A 24,993-nucleotide genomic window follows, 5' to 3' on the forward strand; every position below is an offset into this window, starting at 1 on the left:
ACCAGCAGCCAAGCCAGCCGCTAAACCTGCAGCCGCGAAACCAGCAGCCAAGCCAGCCGCTAAACCTGCAGCCGCGAAACCAGCAGCCAAGCCAGCCGCCAAACCTGCTGCCGTCAAACCAGCAGCCAAGCCAGCCGCCAAACCTGCTGCCGCGAAACCAGCAGCCAAGCCAGCCGCTAAACCTGCTGCTGCCAAACCAGCAGTCGCCAAGCCAGCCACTCCAGCGGCACCGGCAGCATCCACCGCTCCAACCGCATCGGCCAGCACCACGCCTGCACCGGTAGCGCCAAGCACCACCCCAGCCAGCGCTTCCTAAGCGTCGGTGGCCGCGACGCGCAGCGCCTGCAGCGCGTCGTGGTCAAGGTTGGCGGCTTCGGTCGCCAGGCCTTCAAGCCATTCGTACTGACCCACCACCTCATTGATCGGCCATGCCTGCGCCAAGGTTTCCAGGCGCGCCAGCAGTGTTCGTTCAGCCTCCAGCTCCAGGGCTTTGACCCGCTCGCGCAACGATGCCAGCTGCGTATCCTGCTGCGCCAGGGCTCGCCATTGCACGCGCAGGTATCGCAACGGTTCGACAACCTGCACCCGCCACGGACGGGCAAGCTGTTGCAGCGCCTGCACCCGCTCAGGTGTATGTGCCACACCGCGCCGCTCCAGCCAGGCACCACACAGCAGCAGGCATACATCCGCGCCTTGTTCCTGCAAACGCAGGCAAGCGGCCTCTACACCCGGGCGAGCGTAGGTAGAAAGGGCAAAGCTCCACAGGTCAGCGCACATATTCACACCCAAGCCAGCGGCCAACGAAGCTGGTAGACTCCGCCGCCATTATGATCCGACTTCAAAGCCTAACATTACAGCGTGGCCCGCAACGTCTTCTCGAAGACGCCGAGCTGACCCTGCACGCCGGTCACAAAGCCGGCCTGATCGGTGCCAATGGCGCCGGCAAATCCACGTTGTTCGCCTTGCTGCTCGGTGAGCTGACCCCGGATTCCGGGGACTGCCTGCTGCCGGCCGACTGGCGCATCGCCCATATGCGCCAGGAGATCGACACCCTGGACCGCATCGCGATCGACTACGTGCTCGATGGCGACCTGCGCCTGCGCCAGGTGCAACACGACCTCGCCGAAGCCGAAAAAGCCCAGGACGGTGCCGCCCAGGCCCGTCTGCACGCCGAGCTGGACAGTGCCGACGGCTACACCGCCGACGCCCGTGCCCGCAAAATGCTCGCTGGCCTTGGCTTTACCAACGAACAGATGGACCGCCCGGTCGCCGACTTCTCCGGCGGCTGGCGCATGCGCCTGAATCTGGCCCAGGCACTGATGTGCCCCTCCGACCTGTTACTGCTCGACGAACCGACCAACCACCTGGACCTCGATGCGATCCTGTGGCTGGAAGATTTCCTCAAGAGCTACCAGGGCACCTTGCTGCTGATTTCCCACGATCGGGATTTCCTCGACGCCGTGGTCGACAACATCGCCCACGTCGAACAGAAGAAAATCACCCTCTACCGTGGCGGCTATACCGCGTTCGAACGTGCCCGTGCCGAGCGCCTGGCCCAGCAGCAACAGGCCTTTGAAAAGCAACAGGCGCAACGTGCGCACATGGAAAGCTACATCGCCCGCTTCAAGGCCCAGGCCACCAAGGCCCGTCAGGCCCAGAGCCGCATCAAGGCGCTGGAGCGCATGGAAGAACTGTCGGCGGCCCACGTCGATTCGCCGTTCGATTTCGTGTTCCGTGAGTCGGTGAAGATCTCAAGCCCCCTGCTCGATCTGTCGGACGCTCGCTTGGGCTACGGCGACAAGACCATCCTGGAGAAGGTCAAGCTGCAGCTCACGCCGGGCGCACGCATTGGTTTGCTCGGCCCCAACGGCGCGGGCAAGTCGACGCTGATCAAGAACCTGTCGGGTGAGCTTGAGCCACTGGCTGGCCGCCTGACCCGTGGCGAGAACACGGTGGTGGGCTACTTCGCCCAGCACCAACTGGATTCGCTCGACGCCAAGGCCAGCCCGCTGTTGCACCTGCAACGCCTGGCGCCCACCGAGCGCGAGCAAACCCTGCGCGACTTCCTCGGCGGTTTCGACTTCCGGGGGGCGCGTATCGACGAGCCAGTGCTGAATTTCTCCGGGGGCGAAAAAGCCCGACTGGCCCTGGCCCTGATCGCCTGGGACCGTCCAAACCTGCTGCTGCTCGACGAACCGACCAACCACCTGGACCTGGAGATGCGCCTGGCACTGACCATGGCCCTGCAGGAGTTCAGCGGTGCGGTACTGGTGGTGTCTCACGATCGCCACCTGCTCAAGAGCACCACCGATAACTTCCTGCTGGTGGCCGACGGCAAGGTCGAAGAATTCGACGGCGACCTGGACGACTACGCACGCTGGCTGACCGATTACCGCCTGCGCAATGCGCCGGCCAGCAACACCCCGGTCAACCCGGACAAGACCGACAAGAAAGCCCAGCGCCAGGCCGCCGCCGCGCTGCGCCAGCAGCTGGCGCCGCACAAGCGTGAGGCCGACAAGCTGGAAGCCGAGCTGGGCAAGGTGCACGAGCGCCTGGCCAAGATCGAAACCAGCCTGGGTGATAGCTCCGTGTACGAGGCGGCGCGCAAGGATGAGCTGCGTGACCTGCTGGCCGAACAGGCCAAGCTCAAGGTGCGCGAAGGGCAATTGGAGGAAACCTGGATGGAGGCCCTCGAACTGCTCGAAACCTTGCAAGCGGAGCTGGAGGCGCTGTCCTGATGGAAGCGTTGCAACTGCCGGTACCGGCGCAATGGGTCGAGCCCGTATGGATCGGCGTGCAAATCCTGCTGATCCTGCTGGCCGGCTACCTGGCCCAGCGCTTCGTCGCCAAGGGCCTGACGCGCCTGGGTGAGCGTTACCCGTTCCCGCCGCAACTGCTGATGCCCCTGCGCGGCGGCTTGCGCTGGCTGATCATGGGCAGTGCGCTGATCTTTGTGCTGGGGCGCCTGGGGGTGTCTGCCACGGTGTTGTGGACGGCGCTGTCAGGGTTTGTCGCGGTAGCGGCAGTGGCGTTCTTCGCCATGTGGTCGGTGCTGTCCAACCTGTTGTGCGCAATTCTGATCTTCACCGTCGGGCCGTTCCGCCTTGGGGATATTGTCGAGTTGGTGGACACCGTCGACAAACCCGGCGTGAAGGGCAGGGTCGTGGCGATCAACCTGCTTTACACCACATTGATCGAAGTAGAAGAAGCCGGGACCAGCAGCGCGATGGTGCAAGTGCCTAACAGCTTGTTCTTTCAGCGCTCGGTGCGCCGTTGGCCTGGCACCCATGTATTTCCGGGCGACCGCTAGCGTTTACATCTTGTAAAAATCTATAGCCAGCCTTCGGTCGGTAGAGTTAGCTTAAAGGCACAATCGCTGACTCCCTTCTGAGGTGCGCAATGGCTCTCGACACATGGCTGGCCTTTTTCCTGGCCAGTTGGATCATCTCCCTTTCTCCTGGCGCCGGTGCCATCGCCTCGATGTCCAGCGGCCTGCAATACGGTTTTGTCCGTGGCTACTGGAACGCCATTGGCCTGCAACTGGGCCTGGCGATGCAGATTGCCGTGGTCGCGGGTGGCCTGGGGGCCATTCTGGCGGCGTCGTCTACCGCGTTCTATGCGATCAAATGGTTTGGCGTGGCCTACCTGGTGTACCTGGCCATCAAGCAATGGCGCGCCCTGCCCATGGACATGACCGATGACGCCGCCGTGCGCCCGATCGGGAAGCCGATGGCGATGATGTTCCGCGGCTTTTTGGTCAACGCCAGCAACCCTAAGGCCCTGGTGTTCATGCTGGCGGTGTTGCCGCAATTCGTGAACCCGCAGGCGCCGCTGTTGATTCAGTACCTGATCCTCGGTGCAACCATGATCAGCGTCGATATGATCGTGATGGCGGGTTACACGGGGTTAGCGTCGAAAGTCTTGCGTCTGTTGCGTACGCCTAAACAACAGAAGCGCGTAAACCGCACATTCGCCGGCTTGTTTGTTGGCGCTGCCGGCTTCCTCGCCAGCCTGCATCGCGCTACTGCGTAATTGCCTAAACCGAATCGAAATGTGGAAGGGGCAAGCTCCCTCCCACATTGGATTTAGGGGTGATATGAAATAACACCTTGAGTCGAATTCATTAAAGCTCAACAATAGTGTTACTTCGTATTTCCACTTGAGATTCATTCATGACTGCCCCTTTCCGCTTTCTTGCGTGGCTGCTGTTGCCGGCGCTGATGTCGTGCAGCTTCAATCTCTTGGCCGCGACCGCCGAAGGCGCGCCACAGGCCCTGCATTTGCTGGATTACATCGGCGCCGACTACCCGCCTACGGTAGAGGCAGGCAAGGTGGTAGACGACTCGGAATACCGCGAGCAGGTGGAGTTTCTCGGAGTGCTGCAGGGTTTGGTGGCTGATCTGCCCGACAAACCCGAGCGCGCTGAGTTGATAAGCGGCGTTAATGAATTGCTGGCGGCGGTCACCGCCCATCAGGACGGCGCGAGCGTGGCCCGCCAGGCTCGTCAGTTGGGCGCCAAGCTGGCCGTGGCGTATGAAGTCAGCCAAGCACCGGCCATCACGCCGGACCCGACACGCGGCGCGCCGCTTTATGCCCAGCATTGTTCGGTGTGCCACGGCACTGTCGGCGCCGGTGATGGTCCGGCTGGCATGGGCATGACGCCGCCCCCCGCTAACCTGCGTGACGCCACGCGCCTGGATCGCTTGAGCCTGTATGCGATCTACAACACCCTCGGTCTGGGTGTCGAAGGCACTGATATGCCGTCGTTCGCTGACCAACTGGACGATCGCCAGCGCTGGGACCTGGCGACCTATATCGCCGGTTTCACCGCCGACCCGGCTGCCGCCAAAAGCGAGCAGGCGTTCAACCTCGCCGACCTGGCGCGCCAGACCCCCAATGAAGTGCTCGCCGCTGACGGCCCTGGCGCTGCGGCGACGTTCCGCGCCCAGCGTGCTCAGCCGCCACAGGTTCAACGTGGTCCCGCGCAGTTGCTCGACTACACGGCCGCCACGCTGGACAAGAGCCTTGCGGCCTTCCGCAACGGCGACCACGAGCAGGCCTATGATTTGTCCGTCGCTGCCTACCTGGAAGGCTTCGAGCTGGTGGAAAGCTCCCTGGATAACGTCGACGCCAATGTGCGCAAAGACACCGAGAAGGCCCTGATGGCGTATCGGCAATCGTTGCAGGATGGTTTGCCTATGGAGCAGGTGCAGCAGCGTCTGGACGTTGCCAAAGGCAAACTCACTGAATCCGCCGGCTTGCTGGGCGGCGATGGCCTGAGCTGGTCATTGAGCTATATCTCTGGCCTGCTGATCCTGTTGCGCGAAGGCCTGGAAGCGATTCTGGTGCTAGCGGCGATCCTCGCCTTCCTGCGTAACACCGGCCAGCAGTCGGCGGTTCGCAGCGTCAACGTCGGTTGGGGCCTGGCGCTGTTGGCAGGCTTGGCTACGTGGGCCTTGGCGGCGTATGTGATTGACGTCAGCGGGGCCCAGCGAGAACTGCTCGAAGGCTGCACGGCGCTGTTCGCCAGCGTGATGGTGCTATGGCTCGGCGTGTGGATGCACGACCGGCGTCACGCGGCGGCCTGGCAGGATTACATCAAGAGCAGCCTGGTGGGCGGCGGCGGCCGTTTCGGTTTTGCCGTGCTGGCGTTCTTCTCGGTTTATCGCGAGCTGTTCGAAGTGATCCTGTTCTACGAAACCCTGTGGCTGCAGGCCGGCCCTGCCGGGCACAACGCGGTGCTGGCCGGTGGTGCCACTGCGCTGGTGCTGCTGGTGGGCCTGGCCTGGGTGATCCTGCGTGGCTCGGCGAAGTTGCCGTTGGCGCTGTTCTTCGGCATCAACGCTGCGTTGCTGTGCGCACTGTCGGTGGTGTTCGCCGGGCACGGTGTCAAGGCCTTGCAGGAGGCGGGCATCTTCGGCACGCGGCCGGTGCCGTTTTTTGACTTCGACTGGCTGGGCATTCATGCAGATGCGTATTCGTTGGGCGCGCAGGCTGTGGCGATCCTGGCGATTGTGGTGCTGTATGGCCGCAGCCGGCTGACCGAGAAGCGCCGGGCGGCGGTGTAGCATGCGGGTATGGATCGACGCCGACGCCTGCCCTCGGGCGGCCAAGGACCAGGTAGTGAAGTTTGCCCTCAAGCGCCAGTTCGAGGTGGTGCTGGTGGCCGGGCAGAGCCAGATCAAGCCGAGCTTTTCCTGTGTGAAGCTGATCGTGGTGCCCAGTGGCCCCGACGCGGCCGATGATTACCTGGTTGAGCACGCCGTACCCGGCGAACTGGTGATTTGCAGTGACGTGCCCTTGGCCGATCGGCTGGTGAAGAAGGGCGTCACGGCCCTCGATCCGCGAGGCAAGGAGTTCAGCCCTGCGAACATGAGTGAGCGCCTGGCGGTGCGCAACCTGTTCACCGACCTGCGTGAGCAAGGTCAGATGGGCGGCGGACCACCGCCCCATGGCGAGAAGGATAAGCAGGCGTTTGCCAATGCCCTGGACCGAATCCTTACACGTCTTATGCGCCCAGCCTGACCTGTCAGTCGTTCTCGTGGGTCAACTCCAGCACCCGATCCACCAACTTGTTGATCCCTGACGCCACTTCACTGATGTTCTTGCCGAGCATATACGCCGGCGTACTGACCAGCTTGCGCGCCTTGTCCTCGACGATATCTTCCACCGTGCATTCGTGGTGCGTGGCGCCCATCTTGTCCAGGGCAGCCGCTGTGTCGGCATCGTTACCGATGGTGCAGGTCACGCCAGGGCCGTAGATCTTCGCGGCCAGGGCCGGAGAGATGCAGATCAACCCCACCGGCTTGCCTGCTTCGGCAAACGCTTCAGCCAGTTCCAGCACCTGCGGGTTGACGCTGCAGCCGGCGCCCTCCACGGCGAAGTTCGACAGGTTCTTCGCTGCGCCAAACCCGCCCGGCACGATCAGGGCGTCGAAGTCGGCGGCATTGGCTTGGCCAATATCCTTCACTGCGCCCCGGGCGATACGCGCAGACTCCACCAGCACATTGCGCGACTCGGGCATTTCTTCGCCGGTGAGATGGTTGATCACGTGCAATTGCGCAATATCGGGTGCAAAGCATTCCACTTGAGCGCCGCGCTGGTCCAGGCGCAGCAACGTGATCACGCTCTCGTGAATCTCTGCGCCGTCGTATACGCCACAGCCGGAAAGGATCACTGCAATCTTTTTGCTCATGGGCATTTCTCCTGATTCATGGCGTTAAATGTCTACTAATTTGTAACCTGTTGCCAATGGGATCTCACGTCGCTGCACCTAATCTTGATGTAACAAAAATAGACCGGACTAGCCCATGGACTTTGTGCCTTACGCAGTACCGTTTTTTATCGCCCTGATCGTTGTGGAGCTGCTGGCCGACCGTTGGCGCGGTGCACGCAACTACCGAGTAGCGGACGCCATCAACAGCCTCAGCACCGGTGTGCTGTCCACCACGACCGGTTTGCTGACCAAGGGCGTGGGCCTGTTGACCTACGCGTTCGCCCTCAAGCACCTGGCGCTCATCGAGTTGTCGGCCCAGAATGCCTGGACCTGGGTGTTCGCCTTTGTGTTCTATGACTTCTGTTATTACTGGCTGCATCGCATGGGCCATGAGCGCAATATCCTGTGGGCCGCGCATTCGGTGCATCACCAGAGCGAGGACTACAACCTCACCACCGCCTTGCGCCAGACCAGCACCGGTTTTCTGCTGAGCTGGATCTTCTACCTGCCTCTGGCTGTGGTCGGCGTGCCGCTGGTGGTGTTTATCAGCGTGGCTTCGCTCAACCTGTTGTATCAATTCTGGGTCCACACCCGCCACGTTCCCAAGCTGGGCTGGTTTGAGTGGTTCTTCGTGACGCCGTCCAATCATCGGGCCCACCACGCACAGAATGCTCTCTACATGGATCGTAATTACGGCGGGGTGTTCATTATTTGGGACCGGCTGTTCGGTACTTTTCAAGAGGAAGACGACAACGAGCCGGTGATCTTTGGGGTAACCACACCCCTGGCCAGTTGGAACCCGCTGTGGGCCAACCTGCAGTTTTATGCGCAGTTATGGAGTGACGCCCGGCGCACCGAGAGCTGGTGGGACAAGTTGCGCATCTGGTTCATGCGCACCGGCTGGCGCCCGGCGGACGTCAAAGCCAAATACCCGATAGCCAAGCCGGACCTGAGCCAGTTTCGCAAGTTCGAAGTGCCTTTGGATGCGCGGCAGCAGGTCTACATCGCCTTGCAATTTGCTGCTTATGTGGGCTTTGGCAGTTATCTGATGAATTTCGGTGAGGGCCTGCCTACGGCGGCGTTGGTGCTCGGCTGGGGCGCGATGGCCCTGGGCCTGTTTACGTTGGGGGTGGCACTGGAGAATCGCCCATGGGCGTTGAAGGCCGAGCTGGCGCGCCTGGCGCTGAACCTGCCGTTGGTATGGCTGGCGCCGCTGGTCGGTTTGTGGCCTGCCAGCCCTCTCGCCTGGCTGGGCCTGGCGAGCTACAGCCTGCTCAGCGTGATTGGTCTCTACTGTTGCAGAGGCCGTTTTACTCGGTTGGCGTCTTAGGCGTTTCGACCGAGGCTTGCTCGACAGCCTGTCGCGCCTTGGCCTCGGCACACGCTTGGCGGGCGATGCGAGCATTCTTGAAGCGACGTCGCAGCCACAGGCCAAAACCCAGCACCAGCAAGGCGCCCAGTACCCATAGCTCGTACTTCTTGACGCTGCCGAGCATACCTTCCAGCACCGCACCGAAATGATAGGCCGCAGCCCCCAGTGCAGCGGCCCAGATCGCCGCACCAATACCGTTGAGGATCAGGTAGCGCATCGGCGGGTAACCGGACAGGCCGATCGCCACGGGCATCACCGTGCGCAACCCGTAGACAAAGCGAAAGCTCAGTACCCAGATATCCGGGTGCTTGCGGATATGCTCCAGTGCCTTGTCGCCCATCAACTGCCAGCGCGGCTTGCGTGCCAGCAGCTTGCGGCCGTGCTTGCGCCCCATGTAGTACCAAAGCTGGTCGCCGGCATAGCTGCCAAAAAAGGCAACGACCACCACCAGGTTGATATCCATGTAGCCACGAAACGCCAGGAAGCCTGCGAGTACGAGGATGGTCTCGCCTTCGAAAAATGTGCCGAGAAAGAGGGCAAAGTAGCCGAAGTCATGCAGAAATTGTTGAAGCATGGTCTGGGGTGCTGGCGAAATGAACGCGCAGCCTACGCCTTCACGAAGATTCATGAAAGTATCGAGATGTGTCACGAAGTGAACAATTCCTACATAAATGACGAATGCGACTACAGGTCGCATCGATAAGCACAACTGTCATTCCTTCGTCATAATGGCCGCTTATAACTGCAACGCTCGCCCGTAAACGCGGGCTCAGGAGTCTGTCGTGAGCTTTACCCCTGCCAATCGCCTGTTCCCCGCCACTCGTCTGCGTCGCAATCGTCGTGATGATTTTTCTCGCCGCCTGGTACGTGAAAATGTACTGACGACGAACGATCTCATCCTGCCGGTCTTTGTGCTCGACGGTGAAAATCGTCGGGAAGCAGTCGCCTCGATGCCGGGGGTGGAGCGTTTGACCATTGATCAGTTGCTGATCGAGGCGGCCGGTTGGGTCGAGCTGGGGATCCCGGCACTGGCGCTGTTTCCGGTGACCCCACCGCAGCTCAAGTCTCTGGACGCCGCCGAAGCCTGGAACCCGCAAGGGATCGCGCAGCGCGCCACCCGTGCCCTGCGCGAGCGCTTCCCGGAGCTTGGGGTGATCACTGACGTGGCGTTGGACCCGTTCACCACGCACGGCCAGGATGGCATTCTTGACGAAGAGGGTTATGTTCAGAACGACATCACCGTCGATGCACTGGTCAAGCAGGCTTTGTCGCACGCAGCGGCGGGCGCCCAGGTGGTTGCGCCGTCGGACATGATGGACGGGCGTATCCAGGCGATTCGCGAAGCCCTTGAGCTGGCCGGTCACGTCAATGTACGAATCATGGCCTACTCGGCCAAATACGCCAGCGCCTATTACGGCCCCTTTCGCGATGCGGTGGGGTCGGCGCTGAACCTGGGCAAGGCCAACAAGGCTTCGTACCAGATGGACCCGGCCAATAGCCAGGAAGCGCTGCACGAAGTGGCGGCCGACCTGGCCGAAGGCGCCGATATGGTGATGGTCAAGCCCGGGATGCCGTACCTGGACATCCTTTATCGGGTCAAAGAGGAATTCAAAGTGCCGACCTTTGTCTATCAGGTCAGCGGTGAATACGCCATGCACATGGCGGCGATCCAGAATGGTTGGTTGAGTGAAGGGGTGATCCTCGAATCCCTGACTGCCTTTAAACGTGCCGGCGCTGATGGCATTCTGACCTACTTCGCCGCCCGCGCTGCCCAATTGCTTAGAGAGCAACAATAGCCCTCACAGGAACACTCGATGAATACCGAAGGACTCTCCGAAGTTGCCGTAAAAGACGCTCACCCGGTGGTTGAACAAGTTTCCCAGACCCCGCCGGAGCTGGAGCCTGCCCCGCCAGCGGTGGTTGCCGAAGCACCTGCGCCGGCACCGGTGGCCGTGGTCACCAACCTGGATGACAGCAGCCTGTACATCCACCGCGAGTTGTCACAACTGCAATTCAACATCCGCGTGCTGGAGCAGGCGCTGGATGAGTCCTACCCGTTGCTGGAGCGGCTGAAATTCCTGCTGATCTTCTCCAGCAACCTGGATGAGTTCTTCGAGATTCGCGTTGCCGGCCTCAAGAAGCAGATCACCTTCGCCCGTGAACAAGCCGGGGCCGACGGCCTGCAACCGCACCAGGCGTTGGCGCGCATCAGTGAGCTGGTACATGGTCATGTGGACCGCCAGTACGCAATCCTCAACGACATCCTGCTGCCGGAACTGGAAAAGCATCAGGTCCGCTTCATTCGTCGTCGTCACTGGACCGCCAAGATCAAGACCTGGGTGCGCCGTTACTTCCGGGACGAGATTTCGCCGATCATTACCCCCATCGGCCTGGACCCTACGCACCCGTTCCCACTGCTGGTGAACAAGAGCCTCAACTTCATCGTCGAGCTTGAAGGTATCGATGCCTTCGGTCGCGATTCGGGTCTGGCGATTATCCCGGCCCCGCGTCTGTTGCCACGCATCATCAAGGTACCGGAAGAGGTAGGGGGCGCTGGCGACAACTATGTATTCCTGTCGTCGATGATCCATGCTCACGCCGATGACCTGTTCCAGGGCATGAAGGTCAAGGGCTGCTACCAGTTCCGCCTGACCCGTAACGCCGACCTGGCACTGGATTCCGAAGACGTCGAAGACTTGGCTCGCGCCCTGCGTGGCGAGTTGTTCTCGCGGCGTTATGGCGATGCGGTGCGTCTGGAAGTGGCGGACACCTGCCCCAAACACCTGTCGGACTACCTGCTCAAGCAGTTCAACCTCGCCGAATCCGAGTTGTACCAGGTCAACGGCCCGGTGAACCTGACGCGCCTGTTCAGCATTACCGGCCTGGACAGCCATCCTGAGCTGCAATACAAGCCGTTCACGCCACAGATCCCGAAACTGCTGCAAAACAGCGAGAACATCTTCAGCGTTGTGAGCAAGCAGGACATTCTATTGCTGCACCCCTTCGAGTCGTTCACCCCAGTGGTCGACCTGCTGCGCCAGGCCGCCAAGGACCCGCATGTTCTGGCCGTGCGCCAGACCCTCTACCGCAGTGGCGCCAACTCGGAAATCGTCGATGCGCTGGTAGATGCGGCGCGTAACGGCAAGGAAGTCACCGCGGTGATCGAGCTGCGTGCGCGTTTCGACGAAGAGTCCAACCTGCAACTGGCCAGCCGTCTGCAAGCGGCCGGTGCGGTGGTGATCTACGGCGTGGTCGGCTTCAAGACCCACGCCAAGATGATGCTGATCCTGCGCCGTGAAGCCGGTGAGATCGTGCGCTACGCCCACTTGGGCACCGGCAACTACCACGCCGGCAACGCCAAGCTCTACACCGACTACAGCCTGCTGACATCCGACGACGCACTGTGCGAAGACGTCGGCAAGTTGTTCAGCCAGCTCATCGGCATGGGCAAGACCTTGCGCATGAAAAAGCTGCTGCACGCGCCGTTCACCCTCAAGAAGGGCATGCTCGACATGATTGCCCGCGAGACCCAGTTTGCCCTCGATGGCAAGCCGGCGCACATCATCGCCAAGTTCAACTCGCTGACCGATCCGAAGATCATCCGCGCGCTGTACAAGGCCAGCCAGTCGGGCGTGCGCATTGATTTGGTGGTGCGTGGCATGTGCTGCCTGCGCCCGGGTATTGTCGGCGTGTCGCATAACATCCACGTGCGCTCGATCATCGGCCGCTTCCTGGAGCACACCCGTGTGTTCTACTTCCTCAACGGTGGTGAAGAGCAGATGTTCCTCTCCAGCGCCGACTGGATGGAACGCAACCTCGATAAGCGTGTGGAGACCTGCTTCCCGGTGGAAGGCAAGAAGCTGATCATGCGGGTCAAGAAGGAGCTGGAAAGCTACCTTACCGACAACACCCACAGCTGGAGCCTGCAGTCGGACGGGCGTTATGTACGCAACACCCCGACCGGCAACCAGAACCCGCGCAGCGCGCAGGCGACGTTGCTGGAGAAGTTGGGTAGCCCGATTCTTGCGGTGAACTAAAACCCAGCACCAGCAAGGTCTAAAAAATGTGGGAGGGGGCTTGCTCCCTCCCACATTTGTTTTGCAGTGTGCTTTAGCGCAGGTTCAGGCTGAACCCCACCCGCGTCAGCCATTCCGCTTCCTGGGCGAAGTCCGCCTGGGTCAGCTGGTTTTCATCCAGCCAGCCCTTGGGGAAGATCACTTCCAGGCTGTCATCAGCAGCGCGCAGTTTTACCTGGGGCATTTCCTGGGTGCCACGAATGTGGTGGAACAGGATTGCAAAGCGCAACAGCGCGCACAGGCGAATCAGCTTGATGCCGTCTTTGCCGAATTCGGCAAATTTGTCCTTGGGAATATTGCGGCGATGGCCGCGCACCAGCAGCGCGAGCATCTGTTGGTCTTCGCGGGAGAACCCAGCCAGGTCCGAGTGCTCGATCAGGTAGGCGCCGTGCTTGTGGTAATGGTAGTGGGCGATGTCCAGGCCCACTTCATGCACCTTGGCGGCCCAGCCCAGCAGCTCGCGCCAGACGCCGTCTTCCAGGTCCCAATCGGCGGCCACCTGGTCGAAAGCGTGCAAGGCTTTGCGCTCCACACGGGCGGCTTGTTCCAGATCGACGTGGTAGCGCTCCATCAGCGAGCTGAGGGTGCGCTCGCGCACGTCTTCGTGGTGATGACGGCCCAGCAGGTCATAGAGCACGCCTTCGCGCAGGGCGCCGTCACAGTGGTCCATGCGTTGCAGTTCGAGGGCGTCGAAGATGGCTTCGAGAATCGCCAGGCCCGCAGGGAAAATGGCGCGGCGATCAGGTTTGATGCCGTCGAAGTCGATTTTCTCCGCATCCCCCAGCTTGAACAGCTTGCGCTTGAGCCACGCCAGACCTTCGGCATTCACCTCGCCAGTGCCATGGCCGCCAGCCTTCAAGGCCAGGCCGATGGCGCGGATGGTGCCGGACGAGCCGATGGCTTCATCCCAGGTCAGGCGGTGCAGGGCATGTTCAATGCTCATGATCTCCAGCCGCGCCGCCGTGTAAGCCTGGGCATAGCGCGCCGGCGTGATCTTGCCGTCCTTGAAGTAACGTTGAGTGAAACTCACGCATCCCATCTGCAGACTTTCACGCAGCAGTGGCTCGAAACGCTGGCCGATGATGAACTCGGTACTGCCGCCACCAATGTCCGCCACCAGGCGTTTGCCGGGCGTGTCGGCCAGTGTGTGGGACACACCAAGGTAGATCAGGCGCGCCTCTTCACGGCCAGAGATAACTTCCACCGGGTGCCCGAGGATTTCCTCGGCACGATGGATAAACTCATTGCGGTTTCGGGCTTCGCGCAACGCGTTGGTGCCGACGATGCGTACGGCGCCAGGCGGCATGCCATTGATCAATTGCGCAAATCGCTTGAGGCAGTCGAGCCCGCGCTGCATGGATTCTTCATTGAGCTTGCGCTCGTCGTCGATCCCGGCGGCCAGTTGCACTTTTTCGCCGAGCCGCTCAAGGATGCGGATCTCACCGTTCTGGGCCTTGGCCACGACCATGTGAAAGCTGTTGGAGCCCAGGTCGATGGCGGCGATCAAGGACAGATTCTTGGCTTGGGATTGCGGCATGGTTTGGGGATCTCGGTCGATAACCTTGCCATCGTGCCACGATCGACCGCTGGAGCCAACGCGTTGTGCTTCGGTAATTTTCCCGATGTGGTCTGTAGGAAAATTTTGGAAAGTTCAGGGCTGGTTCGCAAGTTTCCAGCAAACAAACTTTCCGACGATGTAAGACGTTTTAACCGGATGCAGTTGTAAGTATTTAGATAATTTCTCCTACAGTGAGTGGGACTAGATGTTGTTCTATATCTTGCTCAAGACTACAAGGTCGATAGGTTAAAGTAATTTTTATGCTGGCTGGAGCCTACAATAAATACCGTGCTGTCTGATTTTTTATCCGGGCATCTACGCGCCAGACTGTCACTCGGCAATTCTGCCGGGGTGTTATTTATTTATAGTTTTTGTATCAGGGACAATAAGCTGTTGGGCGACGGAGTCGCCAAAACCAAAATAAAGAGCGCCTGCTAACTTCAAGTGACAGGACGAACATGAAAAAAATTATTGGATTGACTTTCGGCATCGCATGTCTGGCTGCGACCCTGCAGGTTCAGGCAAACACGAGCGCCCAGTTAGTCGTCAGGGGGACGATCACGCCAGCAGCGTGCAACCTCAGCCTGGCGGGCAGTGGCATCATCGACTACGGCACTATTCGCTCCGGCGAATTGTCTCGCACGGCATTCAACCCCCGTGAAGAGAGGACCACGTCTCTGGTTATCAATTGCGGCACTACGCCTGCCAGGTTCGGGCTCACCTTTACCGATCTGCAAGCGGGGAGCAAGGTGGCAGGCATCTTGGGGGCGGGCTTTTCCGAAGCGCAGAATTTCGGTCTGGGGATGGCAGCGTCCCGGCGCACTGGTGGCTATTCGGTCACCCTCAGGGACCTCCGCTCTACCGGAACAACGTTGTTTCCGATCATGCGCACCGGGCTCGGTGCCTGGCAGAACAGCGACGGCAGGGTTGCCCAATCGCCCAGCCAGTACTCCTGGCGTAATAGCGTGACCGTCACCCCTGCCGCTATTAGCCAGCTGACCGCCACGGTGGCGGTGAAAGCAGTGATCAACAAGGCCCAGGACTTGGACCTGAGCCGCGACATCTCCATAGATGGGCGCGCCACGCTTGTATTGAGTTACATCTAAACAACCGAAAGCAGCCGATCAAGAAAGCCAACCCTTTCTTGTTGGCTGTTTTTCTTTGGGCGTTGGATGGCCAAACGTCAACTTCATAAGTTGTGGGGAATATTGAGTGCGTGTTTTTTTAATAAGTCTTACGTGGCTATGGAGTGTGTTTTTCAGTGTGGTTGCTACGGCGGACGGGATGTTGCCGGAAACAACTGTGGTCGTGCTTTACGAAGAAGTTGGCGAAGCCTCGATCAATATCAAGAACACCGATGCAGGGCCGGCGTTGCTTCATTCTGTTATTGAAAACGTGCCTGAAGATCTGGAGCCGCTACTGATTGTCACGCCTCCCATTACCCGTGTGGAAGCGGGGGATACGCAACTGGTGCGTTTCATCAGCACGTTGAAGCAGCCGCTCAAGACCCAACGGCTCAAGCGCGTATCTTTTGAGGGCATTCCCCAGGCGCGTGCCGCGGACGGTGCGACCATCGGTATCACGCTTCGGCAGAATCTGCCGTTGATCCTGCATCCCAAAGACTTGCCACGCCACCAAACGCCGTGGGAGCTGCTGAGGTGGGAACGGGTCGCAGAGCGACTCACCGTCCACAACGACAGCGCTTACGTCGTGCGCCTGGCGCCGGATGTGCAGCTGCTTCCACAAGGTGTTCAAGCCACGCTGCCGCGCACCTATGTCTTGCCGGGTGAGGCATTGGTGGTGAAGGTTGACGGTGCTTTGAGCGATGTGGCGCAGGTTGAGATTCAACCCGCCACGGTCTATGGATTTTCGGTAGATAGCTACCGTGCACCGGTCAACACAGATGCGCGTTGATCGGTTCATGATCGTTTCTTCGTCGCGCGGTATTGCTGGCCCGTTCCGGCCCTGCAAATCCAGATTGTTCATTGGGCTCACGGCGCTATGGGGTTTGCCTGGCATGACGGCTGCGCTGGAGCTTGGTGAGGGATTTGACCTGGCTGCGCTGACGACCCACGGCATAGACCCCCAGGTCTCCGATTACTTTCGCAGTGCGGCGCGCTTTCGTGAAGGTATTCAAGTGGTGGGATTGCGCGTCAATGGCAACCCCCTTGGGCTGGTCGATGCTCGGTTCGATTCGCAGGGAGGGCTGTGTTTCACTCCCGGGTTGCTGGAGAAGGCGGGGTTGGTAAAGCCTCGGGAGATCATTCGAGAAGGCGCCACGCCCGATCAGGCGTGTCATGACTTCCTCGGTGCGTTCCCGGCGACCATGGTGCGCTTGCGCCCCGGTACTGACGAAGTGGCGCTGGTGGTGCCGACCCAGGCTTTGCGTGAACCCGAATGGGAGAGCGGGCGTTCTTCCCGGGGCGGCGCGGCCGCGTTGTTCAACTATGACGTACTGGGTTATGACAGCCACTCGCGTAGCGGCCCGACCCGGTTCGTGTCGGCCTATACCGAAGCGGGCTTCAACCTGGACGACTGGATTGTTCGCAGTCGCCAGTTCTATGTGTCCGACAACGGCCATACCCGTACCGAGCACCTGCATGCCTATGCCCAGCGGGATATCGCCGCGTTGCAGTCGACCTTCCAGGTGGGCCAGCTCTCCAGTAATAACCCGCTGTTTGGCGGGATCCAGCTGTCCGGCTTGCAGTTCTCCCCTGATGGGCAGTCCAGGGCCCCGGCGGGCGGCAATAATGCGGTGGTCGAAGGCCTGGCCCAAAGCCAGTCGCGAGTTGAAGTGCGCCAGTCCGGTGTGTTGATCCACAGTACATTGGTGCCCGAAGGGCCGTTTCGGTTGACTGGGGTACCGCTGCTCAATGGCACCAGTGACCTTGATGTCAGTGTGATTGACGTGCGTGGCGCCAGGCGCAGTTTTGTCGTGCCGGCGGCTTCGTTCGCGGGTGCTGCCCCATCGGCGCCGGGCTATTACTTTTCGATTGGCCAGCTGCGCAAAACTGCAGGTGAAGAGGGGCCATCACCGGTGGTCGCCATGGGCAGTGGCACCTGGGGGCTGGGGCGCGATGCGTCTGCGGGTTTTGGCTTGTTGAGTACCGATGACTATTGGGCCGCAGGTGGCACTCTGAGCAGTGTATTTTTCCAGCGGGTCTCTGTGAGCGCACGACATAACCTGTCCCGAGACAGCCACAACGCGGCGTCCGGGTCACGCAGCAGCGTCTCCGTGAGTAGCCCACTGGTTGCCGATCTAGATGTCAACTTAAGTGCAACCACCCAGACGCGCGGTTATCGCGAGGTCACTGAGGCAGGTCGGTCGCTCAGGGGCGATGAGCTGAACTCGCACTTCAAGAACCAATACACCGCGGGCATGAGCTGGGCCGACCCCACACTGGGCATATTTTCGCTGAACTACACTCGCAGTGCTCAATTTGGCGGGCAGACGAGCGAGCACGTATTCGCCTCCTGGAATAAGTCGTTCGGTCGCGTCGATGTCGCATTTATCGCGGACTCGCAAGTGGGCGGTACGCGGGCCCGCCGAGACGCCCCACTGGATGGCAGCCGGCGTGACAGTGCCTTGGATCACGACTTGTCCTTGCGGTTGCAGGTCAGCGTGCCGCTGGGCGGGGATCGGCGTGTGAGCAGCTTCACGAGCCGCCGTGGGGACCACTTCACTGCGGGTACCGCGCTCAGCGAAAGGGTCAACGAGTATGTGAATTACGAAGTCGGCATCGAGCGTGACATGCGGGCCCGGGAGCAGTCAGTGCGCGGGCGGGTGGACCTGTTGCCGCGCTATACCCAAGTGGGCCTGGGCGTCAGCCGCGATTCCCTGGGCACCAGCTATACCGGGCAGTTGCGGGGCGGTGCAGTGGCGCATGAAGGCGGGGTGACCTTGTCGCCTTACAGCGTGCAAGACACGTTCGGCATCGTCTCGGTCGGCGATATCGGCTCCGCAAAAATCCAGACGCCGCAAGGCCCTGTCTGGACCGACTTCAACGGCCAAGCGGTGATCGCGGGCTTGCCGGCCTACACCAACAGCCGAGTCGAAGTGCAGACTCAATCCTTGCCCAAACGAGTGGACCTGAAAAACGGCACCCAAGTGCTTACGGCGGGCCGAGGTTCGTTCAATACCGTGGATTTTGACGTAGTGAAAGTACGCCGAATGCTGGTGACTGCGAGCGATCAGCACGGCCGACCGTTACCTCAGGGCGCCTCGGTATTGGGCAAGGGCAACCGCTTTCTCACCAGCGTAGTAGGCGAGGGCATGATTTTCCTCAACGACGTTACGGAGTCGCAAAGCTTGCGGGTTTCATTGCCGGACTCTTCCACTTGCCTACTGCACATTGACCCTGAGGCCAAGCCTGACAATGACAAATTTTATGAAGCCGCATCGGCGGTATGCCGAGGTGATTAAAAAGGCCCTGAGCCCGCCCTTGGCGCTGTTTTGCACACTGCTGGCGCCGCTTGATGCGATGGCTGAAAACTGCCACCTGTCGCTGGGCCAGCCGCGTATCGACTATGGCCAGATACGCAGGGATGGCCTGGTTGAAACCACTTCCGTGGTACTGGCAACCCGCTCGTTGAGTGTCAATGTACTCTGCGCCGAGCCTGCGGCCATGGCGTTGCGTTTTGTTGGCGCGGCAGCCGATGGGCAGGGATTTCGGTTCGGTCGCGAGGGGCATTTGCGGCTGAGTATCAAGCATGCCCAGGTAGATGGGCGTACCGTCGGGTGGTCGGCCGCCCACGTGCCAGGTGAGGCGGACGGAGGCCAGTTGTTGCCCGGCCAGGTTTTGGTGGCTCGAGCAGCAGGGATGCCGGTGGTAGGGCGGCGACTCACCGCCCAGGTCGATATCGATACCCAATTGCCCTTCGATGCCTTGTCGGTGCGCAGGGAGACGCACCTGGAGGCACGGGGCATTTTTGAACTGGTCAGCCCGGCTGTTCAACCGAGCCAATGAAGTTGGCGAGCTCTACGGTACCAGGGTTGGCAAACAACACCTTCGGGTCGCCGGTTTCATGCACTTTGCCTTGGTGCATGAACACCACTTTGTCGCCAACTTCCCGGGCAAAGCGCATTTCATGGGTGACCATGATCAGCGTCATGCCGTCCTGGGCCAGTTGACGCACCACGCTGAGCACCTCATTGACCAACTCCGGGTCCAGGGCCGAGGTAATCTCATCGCACAACAGCACCTTGGGTGACATGGCCAGCGCGCGGGCAATGGCGACCCGTTGCTGCTGACCACCGGACAGCCGATCGGGGAAGGCGTCGAACTTCTCGCCCAGCCCAACGCGTTCGAGCATTTGCCTGGCCAACTGTACCGCTTTGGCCTTGGGCACTTTTTGCACCACTTGCGGTGCCAGCATCACGTTTTCGCCGACGCTCAGGTGCGGGAACAGGTTGAACTGCTGGAACACCATGCCGACTTTCTGCCTTAGGCTGCGCAGGTCGGCGCGGGCGGCATCAAGGTATTCGCCATCGACTTCGATCACACCGTCATTGATCGACTCCAGGCCATTGAGGGTACGCAGCAAGGTGGACTTGCCCGAGCCGCTACGGCCGATGATCGCCACAACTTGGCCTTCTTCCACCGTCAGGTCGATGCCCTTGAGGACGTGATGATCGCCGTAATACTTATGCAGGGCAGAAATTCTAAGCAGAGGCATGCAGTCTCCTTTCCAGGTAGCGCGCACTGAGGGACAAGGGGTAGCAGAGCAGGAAATAACCGAGGGCCACCAAGCCGTAGACCATAAACGGCTCGAAGGTGGCGTTGGCGAGCATGCCGCCGGTCTTGGTCAGTTCGGTGAAGCCGATGATCGAGGTCACGGCGGTGCCTTTGACCACCTGCACCGAGAAACCCACCGTTGGCGCAACGGCAATGCGCAGCGCTTGGGGCAGGATCACAAAACGCAGTTGCTCAAAAGGGTTCAGGGCCAGACTGGCCGAGGCTTCCCATTGGCCATGGGCGATGGAGTCCACGCAACCGCGCCAGATTTCGGCCAGGTAAGCGCTGGTGAACAGGGTCAATGCGATTGTAGCTGCCAGCCAGGGCGATATGTCCACGCCAAGCAGGGCAACGCCGAAAAACACCAGGAACAACTGCATCAGCAAGGGCGTGCCCTGGAACAGTTCGATATAGGTGCGGGCAATATTGCGTGGGAAAGCTTTGCGGCTGATGCGCATCGTCATCACCAGCAGGCCGATCAGGCCACCGCCCACAAATGCTACCAGTGACAGCAGCAGGGTCCACTGCAGGCCAGTGAGCAGGTTGCGCACGATGTCCCAGAGGGTGAACTCACTCATCGACTGTTCCTCATCACAAACCGCCGGCCGATCCAGTTGAGCAGTTGGCGAATCATCAGCGCCATGCACAGGTACACCAGGGTGGTCAGGGCATAGGTTTCAAAGGCGCGAAAATTACGCGACTGGATAAGGTTGGCGGCAAAGCTCAATTCTTCGGTGGCGATCTGCGAACACACCGCCGAACCGAGCATCACAATGATGATCTGGCTGCTCAGGGCCGGCCACACCTTGCCCAGCGCCGGTAGCAGTACCACGTGACGGAACGCTTCGAAGCGCGTCATCGCCAGCGCGGCGGCGGCTTCCAACTGACCGCGCGGGATGGCCTGGATCCCGGCGCGGATGATCTCGGTGGAGTACGCCCCCAGGTTGATCACCATTGCCAGCACAGCGGCTTGCCACTCGGTGATTTTCAACCCCAGGGACGGCAGGCCGAAGAAAATAAAGAACAACTGCACCAGAAACGGCGTGTTGCGGATCAATTCGACATACACACCAAAAATCCATGCAAACGGCTGGATCTTCCAGGCCCGCACCACGGCACCGACGGTGCCCAGTGCAACCCCAAGGATGGCGCCGATGGCCGTCAGTTCAAGGGTAAACAACGCGCCGCGCAGCAGCAGGTCGGTATTGGCCAGCACCGGCACAAAGTCGAATTGATAGGCCATCGTTCAACTCCGCCTCAGAGGTCAGCAGGCAGCGGTTCTTTGAGCCACTGCAGTGCGTTTTTTTCCAGGCTGCCGTCCGCCTTGGCCGCAACCAGGATCTGGTTGACCTTCTCCAGCAGCGCCGGCTCGTTCTTGTTCACGCCTACGTACACCGGCGAATCCTTGAGCTTCACCTTCAGCGCGGGGACGCGTTTGGGGTTGCGTTCGCTGATTGCGACCATGACCACGTTGCCGCTGGCGATCAGGTCGACCTGGCCGGCCAGGTAAGCGGCGATGGTTGAGTTGTTGTCCTCAAAGCGCTTGATCGTGGCTTCCTTGGGCGCCACGGCGGTCAGCTCGATATCCTCGATGGCGCCGCGGGTCACGCTGATAGTCTTGCCCTTGAGGTCGTCGGTGGTGCTGATTGCCGCCTCGGGTGGACCGAACACCGCGAGGTAGAACGGCGCGTAAGCCTTGGAGAAATCAATGACCTTTTCGCGTTCGGGGTTTTTGCCCAGGCTGGAGATCACAAGGTCCACCTTGCCGGTGGTAAGGAACGGAATGCGGTTGGTGCTGTTGACCGGGGTCAGTTCCAGCTTGACCTTGAGCTGGTCGGCCAGCAGCTTGGCGGTGTCGATGTCCAGGCCACGTGGCTGCATGTTGGGGCCGACCGAACCAAACGGCGGGAAGTCCTGGGGCACGGCGACCTTGAGGGTGCCACGGGCGACGATATCGTCCAGACCATTAGCCTGGGCGGGTGCCTGGCTCAGCATCAGGCTGGCAAACAGGGCAGTGAGCAGGGCGCTGTAGCGCTTGGTCATGGCAACTCTCCGAAAAAGGCGAAGGAATTTTCTGAGTTTGCTCAGTGCACAGCCCATGCCAGCTCTCTCGGAATGGTCTGTAAGGCACGGATTCGTTGAAGTGTCATGGTCTTACTGGTCTGAACAGTTGCGAGATTTTTCGCACCCTTTTCGAGCGCCGTAAAAAACGCACGGGCCCCTTTGGGGCGTGGCTTGCCGACAGACTTCAATAGCTTTACAACTAGCTCTTCAGCTGACGGGAACCTTGAGTTTTTTATGAATTCCATTGCCCAAGCCGTACCGGAAGCGGCCTTGCAAGCCATCCGCAAACTGATCAAGGAGCAAGGCTTTGGGCCGGGCGAGGCATTGCCTTCGCAACGCGATTTGGCGATGCGGTTGGGCGTGAGCCGGGCGTCGTTGCGCGAGGCCTTATCGTCCTTGAGCGCATTGGGTGTGGTCAGTGTACAGCCGGGCAAGGGCGTGTTCGTGCTGGCGCCGGACCCGCCATCCGAGCTCGCCTGGCCGTTTGCGGCGCAGGCCACACCGCTGGACATCTTCCAGCTGCGTTACGCGCTTGAAGGGTTCGCTGCGGGTTTGGCGGCAGTCACATTGACCACGAACGAGCTCGACAGCCTGGAAGACAATGTCGAGGCGATGCGCAAGGTCCTCAAAGCGGGTGACTTCGAAGCCGCCGCCCGGCTGGACTTTGAATTTCACCAGCGCATCCTGTTGGCCAGCGGCAACCAGGCCATGGTGAGTATTCTCAGTGCCAGCGCCGAGGTGTTTCTGGAGAGCCAGAAACTACCGTTCATCCGGCCGGAGCGAGCCATGGAGACCTGGCAGGAGCATCGCAAAATCCTGCGCGCCTTGGCCCGGCGCAGCAGTGCGGCAGCGCAGAAAACCATGCAGGAACACGTTCGCAATGCGGCGTTGCGAACAGGCATCGTGTTTGTGACTGCCGTGACGCCATGAGTTGGCTATATCCCCACTCATGCAACGCCATAGCAAGACTCAATCAGAGGCGGCTTCCTGAACGAGGGAAGGGCAGCTATGATGGGCAACGTTTTTTTTGCTTACAATCCGGAGACATCCATGAGCAACGATCTTATCAAGCACGTCACCGACGCGACCTTTGAGGCCGAAGTACTCAAGGCTGCTGGCCCGGTGCTGGTTGACTACTGGGCTGAATGGTGCGGCCCTTGCAAAATGATCGCTCCGGTTCTGGACGACATTGCAACCACCTACGAAGGCAAACTGACCATTGCCAAACTGAACATCGACGAAAACCAGGAAACCCCGGCCAAGCACGGCGTGCGTGGTATTCCGACCCTGATGCTGTTCAAGAACGGCAACGTCGAGGCCACCAAGGTTGGCGCGCTGTCCAAGTCGCAACTGGCTGCATTCCTCGACGCGAACATCTAAGCGTCGTCAAAAAAGCCCCGAAAATCTCGGGGCTTTTTCGTAAAGCAGGGCTAGACGCTCCGAAACTCAGGTGGTACATTCGGCCCCGCACTGGTTTCTCCACTGCCCCCTGCAAGCCGTCGCCGACGCATTCCTTTTCGATTAGTACGCGATCCTGTCGCCTTCTCTGCGGCGCGGCCTCATTAAGCCAAAAGCTTAATTTCCCCCCTCCATAAATGATTACGTCATTCCTATATGAATCTGACTGAACTCAAGCAAAAGCCGATTACCGACCTGCTCCAACTGGCCGAAGAAATGGGCATAGAAAATATGGCCCGTTCGCGCAAGCAGGACGTGATTTTCTCCCTGCTCAAGAAGCACGCGAAAAGCGGCGAGGAAATCTCCGGTGATGGCGTGCTGGAGATTCTCCAGGACGGCTTCGGCTTCCTCCGCTCCGCAGACGCTTCCTATCTCGCCGGCCCAGACGATATCTATGTCTCGCCGAGCCAGATCCGTCGCTTCAACTTGCGCACCGGTGACACCATCGTTGGCAAGATCCGTCCTCCGAAGGAGGGCGAGCGGTATTTCGCCCTGCTCAAGGTCGACACGATCAACTTCGATCGCCCCGAGAACGCGAAAAACAAGATTCTCTTCGAGAACCTGACCCCGCTGTTCCCGACCGTGCGCATGAAGATGGAAGCCGGTAACGGTTCCACCGAAGACTTGACCGGTCGTGTGATCGACCTGTGCGCCCCGATCGGCAAAGGCCAGCGTGGCCTGATCGTCGCACCGCCGAAAGCCGGTAAAACGATCATGCTGCAGAACATTGCAGCGAACATCGCCCGTAACAATCCTGAAGTTCACCTGATCGTACTGTTGATCGATGAGCGTCCGGAAGAAGTGACCGAGATGCAGCGCACCGTGCGCGGCGAAGTGGTTGCCTCGACGTTCGATGAGCCGCCAACCCGCCACGTGCAGGTAGCCGAAATGGTGATCGAAAAGGCCAAGCGCCTGGTCGAACACAAGAAGGACGTGGTGATCCTGCTCGACTCCATCACCCGTCTGGCCCGTGCCTACAACACTGTGATCCCGAGCTCCGGCAAGGTATTGACCGGTGGTGTCGATGCCCACGCCCTGGAGAAACCGAAACGTTTCTTCGGCGCCGCGCGCAACATCGAAGAAGGCGGCTCGCTGACCATTATCGCCACCGCGCTGGTTGAAACCGGCTCGAAGATGGACGAAGTGATCTACGAAGAGTTCAAGGGTACCGGCAACATGGAGCTGCCCCTGGACCGTCGCATTGCTGAAAAGCGTGTGTTCCCGGCGATCAACATCAACCGCTCCGGCACTCGCCGCGAAGAGTTGCTGACCGCTGACGACGAGCTGCAGCGTATGTGGATCCTGCGCAAGCTGCTGCATCCGATGGACGAAGTGGCTGCCATCGAGTTTCTGATCGACAAGCTGAAAACCACCAAGACCAACGACGAGTTCTTCCTGTCGATGAAACGCAAGTAATACAGCGTTTCAGGTCCAAAAAAATGGCGCCCTTAATGGGGCGCCATTTTTTTTGCGTCGAGATTCTGCGATTTTTGTGGCATAAGTATCCGTTAAGT

23 protein-coding genes are annotated in these 24,993 nt (G+C 60.2%); 15 read left to right on the top strand and 8 right to left on the bottom strand.

Features of this window, described 5'->3' with window-relative positions; all coding sequences use genetic code 11:
- Positions 1 to 312: 312 nt before the first annotated feature.
- The gene (locus E3O56_RS04620) at positions 313 to 777 is read right to left on the bottom strand and encodes a TIGR02444 family protein (protein ID WP_032878795.1); all 465 of its coding nucleotides are present in this window, start codon (positions 775 to 777) and stop codon (positions 313 to 315) included.
- 50 nt (positions 778 to 827) lie between these two features.
- Here E3O56_RS04620 and E3O56_RS04625 point away from each other — a divergent pair, with 50 nt between their 5' ends.
- From E3O56_RS04625 to E3O56_RS04645, 5 genes are all read left to right on the top strand, one after another.
- Positions 828 to 2,738 (top strand): ATP-binding cassette domain-containing protein, encoded by a 1,911-nt coding sequence (locus tag E3O56_RS04625; RefSeq protein ID WP_078822612.1) that lies wholly within the window; start codon positions 828 to 830, stop codon positions 2,736 to 2,738.
- A complete protein-coding gene (locus E3O56_RS04630) occupies positions 2,738 to 3,310 on the top strand; it encodes a mechanosensitive ion channel family protein (RefSeq protein ID WP_005792426.1) in 573 nt (190 codons plus the stop codon). The genes E3O56_RS04625 and E3O56_RS04630 overlap by 1 nt, the downstream gene beginning before the upstream one ends.
- 89 nt (positions 3,311 to 3,399) lie before the next feature.
- Complete coding sequence (locus E3O56_RS04635) at positions 3,400 to 4,032, top strand: LysE family transporter (RefSeq protein ID WP_005792425.1); 633 nt, start codon at positions 3,400 to 3,402, stop codon at positions 4,030 to 4,032.
- Positions 4,033 to 4,172: 140 nt separating this feature from the next.
- A complete protein-coding gene (locus tag E3O56_RS04640) occupies positions 4,173 to 6,068 on the top strand; it encodes an FTR1 family protein (protein ID WP_103734175.1) in 1,896 nt (631 codons plus the stop codon).
- Position 6,069: 1 nt separating this feature from the next.
- On the top strand, positions 6,070 to 6,525 hold the full coding sequence (locus tag E3O56_RS04645) for a YaiI/YqxD family protein (protein ID WP_078822610.1): 456 nt from the start codon (positions 6,070 to 6,072) through the stop codon (positions 6,523 to 6,525).
- Positions 6,526 to 6,529: 4 nt separating this feature from the next.
- Here E3O56_RS04645 and elbB read toward each other — a convergent pair whose 3' ends face one another.
- Entirely contained in the window at positions 6,530 to 7,195 is a 666-nt protein-coding gene (elbB, locus tag E3O56_RS04650; RefSeq protein ID WP_005792422.1) for an isoprenoid biosynthesis glyoxalase ElbB, read from the bottom strand.
- Positions 7,196 to 7,310: 115 nt separating this feature from the next.
- Here elbB and E3O56_RS04655 point away from each other — a divergent pair, with 115 nt between their 5' ends.
- A complete protein-coding gene (locus E3O56_RS04655) occupies positions 7,311 to 8,546 on the top strand; it encodes a sterol desaturase family protein (RefSeq protein ID WP_103734176.1) in 1,236 nt (411 codons plus the stop codon).
- Here E3O56_RS04655 and E3O56_RS04660 read toward each other — a convergent pair.
- Positions 8,527 to 9,162, bottom strand: coding sequence for a DedA family protein (locus E3O56_RS04660; protein WP_032881179.1), 636 nt, complete (start codon positions 9,160 to 9,162; stop codon positions 8,527 to 8,529). The genes E3O56_RS04655 and E3O56_RS04660 overlap by 20 nt on opposite strands.
- Before the next feature lie 208 nt (positions 9,163 to 9,370).
- Here E3O56_RS04660 and hemB point away from each other — a divergent pair, with 208 nt between their 5' ends.
- The gene (gene hemB / locus E3O56_RS04665; protein ID WP_005792419.1) at positions 9,371 to 10,384 is read left to right on the top strand and encodes a porphobilinogen synthase; all 1,014 of its coding nucleotides are present in this window, start codon (positions 9,371 to 9,373) and stop codon (positions 10,382 to 10,384) included.
- 18 nt (positions 10,385 to 10,402) lie between these two features.
- Positions 10,403 to 12,625 (top strand): polyphosphate kinase 1, encoded by a 2,223-nt coding sequence (gene ppk1, locus E3O56_RS04670; protein ID WP_005792418.1) that lies wholly within the window; start codon positions 10,403 to 10,405, stop codon positions 12,623 to 12,625.
- A gap of 73 nt (positions 12,626 to 12,698) precedes the next feature.
- Here the strand turns inward: ppk1 and ppx are convergent, their stop codons facing one another.
- Entirely contained in the window at positions 12,699 to 14,201 is a 1,503-nt protein-coding gene (ppx, locus tag E3O56_RS04675; RefSeq protein ID WP_005792416.1) for an exopolyphosphatase, read from the bottom strand.
- A 479-nt stretch (positions 14,202 to 14,680) separates the two neighbouring features.
- On the opposite strand from ppx, the gene E3O56_RS04680 reads away from it, so the two are divergent.
- The 4 genes from E3O56_RS04680 to E3O56_RS04695 all read left to right on the top strand — a co-directional run bounded on the left by E3O56_RS04680 (position 14,681) and on the right by E3O56_RS04695 (position 19,189).
- Positions 14,681 to 15,328 (top strand): DUF1120 domain-containing protein, encoded by a 648-nt coding sequence (locus tag E3O56_RS04680; RefSeq protein ID WP_078822608.1) that lies wholly within the window; start codon positions 14,681 to 14,683, stop codon positions 15,326 to 15,328.
- Between the two features lie 121 nt (positions 15,329 to 15,449).
- On the top strand, positions 15,450 to 16,136 hold the full coding sequence (locus tag E3O56_RS04685; RefSeq protein ID WP_348984270.1) for a fimbria/pilus chaperone family protein: 687 nt from the start codon (positions 15,450 to 15,452) through the stop codon (positions 16,134 to 16,136).
- Between the two features lie 103 nt (positions 16,137 to 16,239).
- Complete coding sequence (locus tag E3O56_RS04690) at positions 16,240 to 18,645, top strand: fimbria/pilus outer membrane usher protein (protein ID WP_248127922.1); 2,406 nt, start codon at positions 16,240 to 16,242, stop codon at positions 18,643 to 18,645.
- On the top strand, positions 18,611 to 19,189 hold the full coding sequence (locus E3O56_RS04695) for a hypothetical protein (protein WP_148853814.1): 579 nt from the start codon (positions 18,611 to 18,613) through the stop codon (positions 19,187 to 19,189). The genes E3O56_RS04690 and E3O56_RS04695 overlap by 35 nt, the downstream gene beginning before the upstream one ends.
- Here E3O56_RS04695 and E3O56_RS04700 read toward each other — a convergent pair.
- Genes E3O56_RS04700 through E3O56_RS04715 form a run of 4 tightly spaced genes read right to left on the bottom strand, consistent with a single transcriptional unit; the run spans position 19,161 to position 22,000 of the window.
- A complete protein-coding gene (locus E3O56_RS04700) occupies positions 19,161 to 19,898 on the bottom strand; it encodes an amino acid ABC transporter ATP-binding protein (protein WP_032878805.1) in 738 nt (245 codons plus the stop codon). The two genes, E3O56_RS04695 and E3O56_RS04700, sit on opposite strands and share 29 nt — an antisense overlap.
- Positions 19,885 to 20,535 carry an amino acid ABC transporter permease gene (locus tag E3O56_RS04705; RefSeq protein WP_248127923.1) on the bottom strand — a complete coding sequence of 217 codons (651 nt, stop codon included), beginning with the start codon at positions 20,533 to 20,535 and terminating at the stop codon, positions 19,885 to 19,887. The genes E3O56_RS04700 and E3O56_RS04705 overlap by 14 nt, the downstream gene beginning before the upstream one ends.
- Positions 20,532 to 21,200 carry an amino acid ABC transporter permease gene (locus tag E3O56_RS04710; protein ID WP_248127924.1) on the bottom strand — a complete coding sequence of 223 codons (669 nt, stop codon included), beginning with the start codon at positions 21,198 to 21,200 and terminating at the stop codon, positions 20,532 to 20,534. The genes E3O56_RS04705 and E3O56_RS04710 overlap by 4 nt, the downstream gene beginning before the upstream one ends.
- Positions 21,201 to 21,214: 14 nt before the next feature.
- A complete protein-coding gene (locus E3O56_RS04715) occupies positions 21,215 to 22,000 on the bottom strand; it encodes a transporter substrate-binding domain-containing protein (RefSeq protein ID WP_032878810.1) in 786 nt (261 codons plus the stop codon).
- 255 nt (positions 22,001 to 22,255) lie between these two features.
- Here E3O56_RS04715 and E3O56_RS04720 point away from each other — a divergent pair, with 255 nt between their 5' ends.
- The 3 genes from E3O56_RS04720 to rho all read left to right on the top strand — a co-directional run bounded on the left by E3O56_RS04720 (position 22,256) and on the right by rho (position 24,895).
- The gene (locus tag E3O56_RS04720) at positions 22,256 to 22,951 is read left to right on the top strand and encodes an FCD domain-containing protein (RefSeq protein WP_032878811.1); all 696 of its coding nucleotides are present in this window, start codon (positions 22,256 to 22,258) and stop codon (positions 22,949 to 22,951) included.
- Positions 22,952 to 23,071: 120 nt separating this feature from the next.
- Positions 23,072 to 23,401: a thioredoxin TrxA gene (trxA, locus tag E3O56_RS04725; RefSeq protein WP_032881181.1), complete on the top strand. Its 330-nt coding sequence runs from the start codon at positions 23,072 to 23,074 to the stop codon at positions 23,399 to 23,401.
- 234 nt (positions 23,402 to 23,635) lie between these two features.
- Positions 23,636 to 24,895: a transcription termination factor Rho gene (gene rho, locus E3O56_RS04730; protein ID WP_003176825.1), complete on the top strand. Its 1,260-nt coding sequence runs from the start codon at positions 23,636 to 23,638 to the stop codon at positions 24,893 to 24,895.
- Positions 24,896 to 24,993: the final 98 nt, after the last annotated feature.

Source organism: Pseudomonas sp. W2Aug9, assembly GCF_023127755.1.
Classification (GTDB): domain Bacteria; phylum Pseudomonadota; class Gammaproteobacteria; order Pseudomonadales; family Pseudomonadaceae; genus Aquipseudomonas; species Aquipseudomonas synxantha_A.

Excerpts from the sequence above, each read along its gene's own strand:
- E3O56_RS04635 (WP_005792425.1), top strand. The coding sequence starts at position 3,400 with ATGGCTCTCGACACATGGCTGGCCTTTTTCCTGGCCAGTTGGATCATC.
- E3O56_RS04620 (WP_032878795.1), bottom strand. The coding sequence starts at position 777 with ATGTGCGCTGACCTGTGGAGCTTTGCCCTTTCTACCTACGCTCGCCCG.
- E3O56_RS04645 (WP_078822610.1), top strand. The coding sequence starts at position 6,070 with ATGCGGGTATGGATCGACGCCGACGCCTGCCCTCGGGCGGCCAAGGAC.
- E3O56_RS04630 (WP_005792426.1), top strand. The coding sequence starts at position 2,738 with ATGGAAGCGTTGCAACTGCCGGTACCGGCGCAATGGGTCGAGCCCGTA.
- trxA (WP_032881181.1), top strand. The coding sequence starts at position 23,072 with ATGAGCAACGATCTTATCAAGCACGTCACCGACGCGACCTTTGAGGCC.
- E3O56_RS04720 (WP_032878811.1), top strand. The coding sequence starts at position 22,256 with ATGAATTCCATTGCCCAAGCCGTACCGGAAGCGGCCTTGCAAGCCATC.
- E3O56_RS04705 (WP_248127923.1), bottom strand. The coding sequence starts at position 20,535 with ATGAGTGAGTTCACCCTCTGGGACATCGTGCGCAACCTGCTCACTGGC.
- E3O56_RS04640 (WP_103734175.1), top strand. The coding sequence starts at position 4,173 with ATGACTGCCCCTTTCCGCTTTCTTGCGTGGCTGCTGTTGCCGGCGCTG.
- E3O56_RS04690 (WP_248127922.1), top strand. The coding sequence starts at position 16,240 with ATGACGGCTGCGCTGGAGCTTGGTGAGGGATTTGACCTGGCTGCGCTG.
- E3O56_RS04700 (WP_032878805.1), bottom strand. The coding sequence starts at position 19,898 with ATGCCTCTGCTTAGAATTTCTGCCCTGCATAAGTATTACGGCGATCAT.
- elbB (WP_005792422.1), bottom strand. The coding sequence starts at position 7,195 with ATGAGCAAAAAGATTGCAGTGATCCTTTCCGGCTGTGGCGTATACGAC.
- E3O56_RS04695 (WP_148853814.1), top strand. The coding sequence starts at position 18,611 with ATGAAGCCGCATCGGCGGTATGCCGAGGTGATTAAAAAGGCCCTGAGC.
- E3O56_RS04655 (WP_103734176.1), top strand. The coding sequence starts at position 7,311 with ATGGACTTTGTGCCTTACGCAGTACCGTTTTTTATCGCCCTGATCGTT.
- E3O56_RS04660 (WP_032881179.1), bottom strand. The coding sequence starts at position 9,162 with ATGCTTCAACAATTTCTGCATGACTTCGGCTACTTTGCCCTCTTTCTC.
- E3O56_RS04715 (WP_032878810.1), bottom strand. The coding sequence starts at position 22,000 with ATGACCAAGCGCTACAGCGCCCTGCTCACTGCCCTGTTTGCCAGCCTG.
- rho (WP_003176825.1), top strand. The coding sequence starts at position 23,636 with ATGAATCTGACTGAACTCAAGCAAAAGCCGATTACCGACCTGCTCCAA.
- E3O56_RS04625 (WP_078822612.1), top strand. The coding sequence starts at position 828 with ATGATCCGACTTCAAAGCCTAACATTACAGCGTGGCCCGCAACGTCTT.
- E3O56_RS04680 (WP_078822608.1), top strand. The coding sequence starts at position 14,681 with ATGAAAAAAATTATTGGATTGACTTTCGGCATCGCATGTCTGGCTGCG.
- E3O56_RS04710 (WP_248127924.1), bottom strand. The coding sequence starts at position 21,200 with ATGGCCTATCAATTCGACTTTGTGCCGGTGCTGGCCAATACCGACCTG.
- ppk1 (WP_005792418.1), top strand. The coding sequence starts at position 10,403 with ATGAATACCGAAGGACTCTCCGAAGTTGCCGTAAAAGACGCTCACCCG.
- ppx (WP_005792416.1), bottom strand. The coding sequence starts at position 14,201 with ATGCCGCAATCCCAAGCCAAGAATCTGTCCTTGATCGCCGCCATCGAC.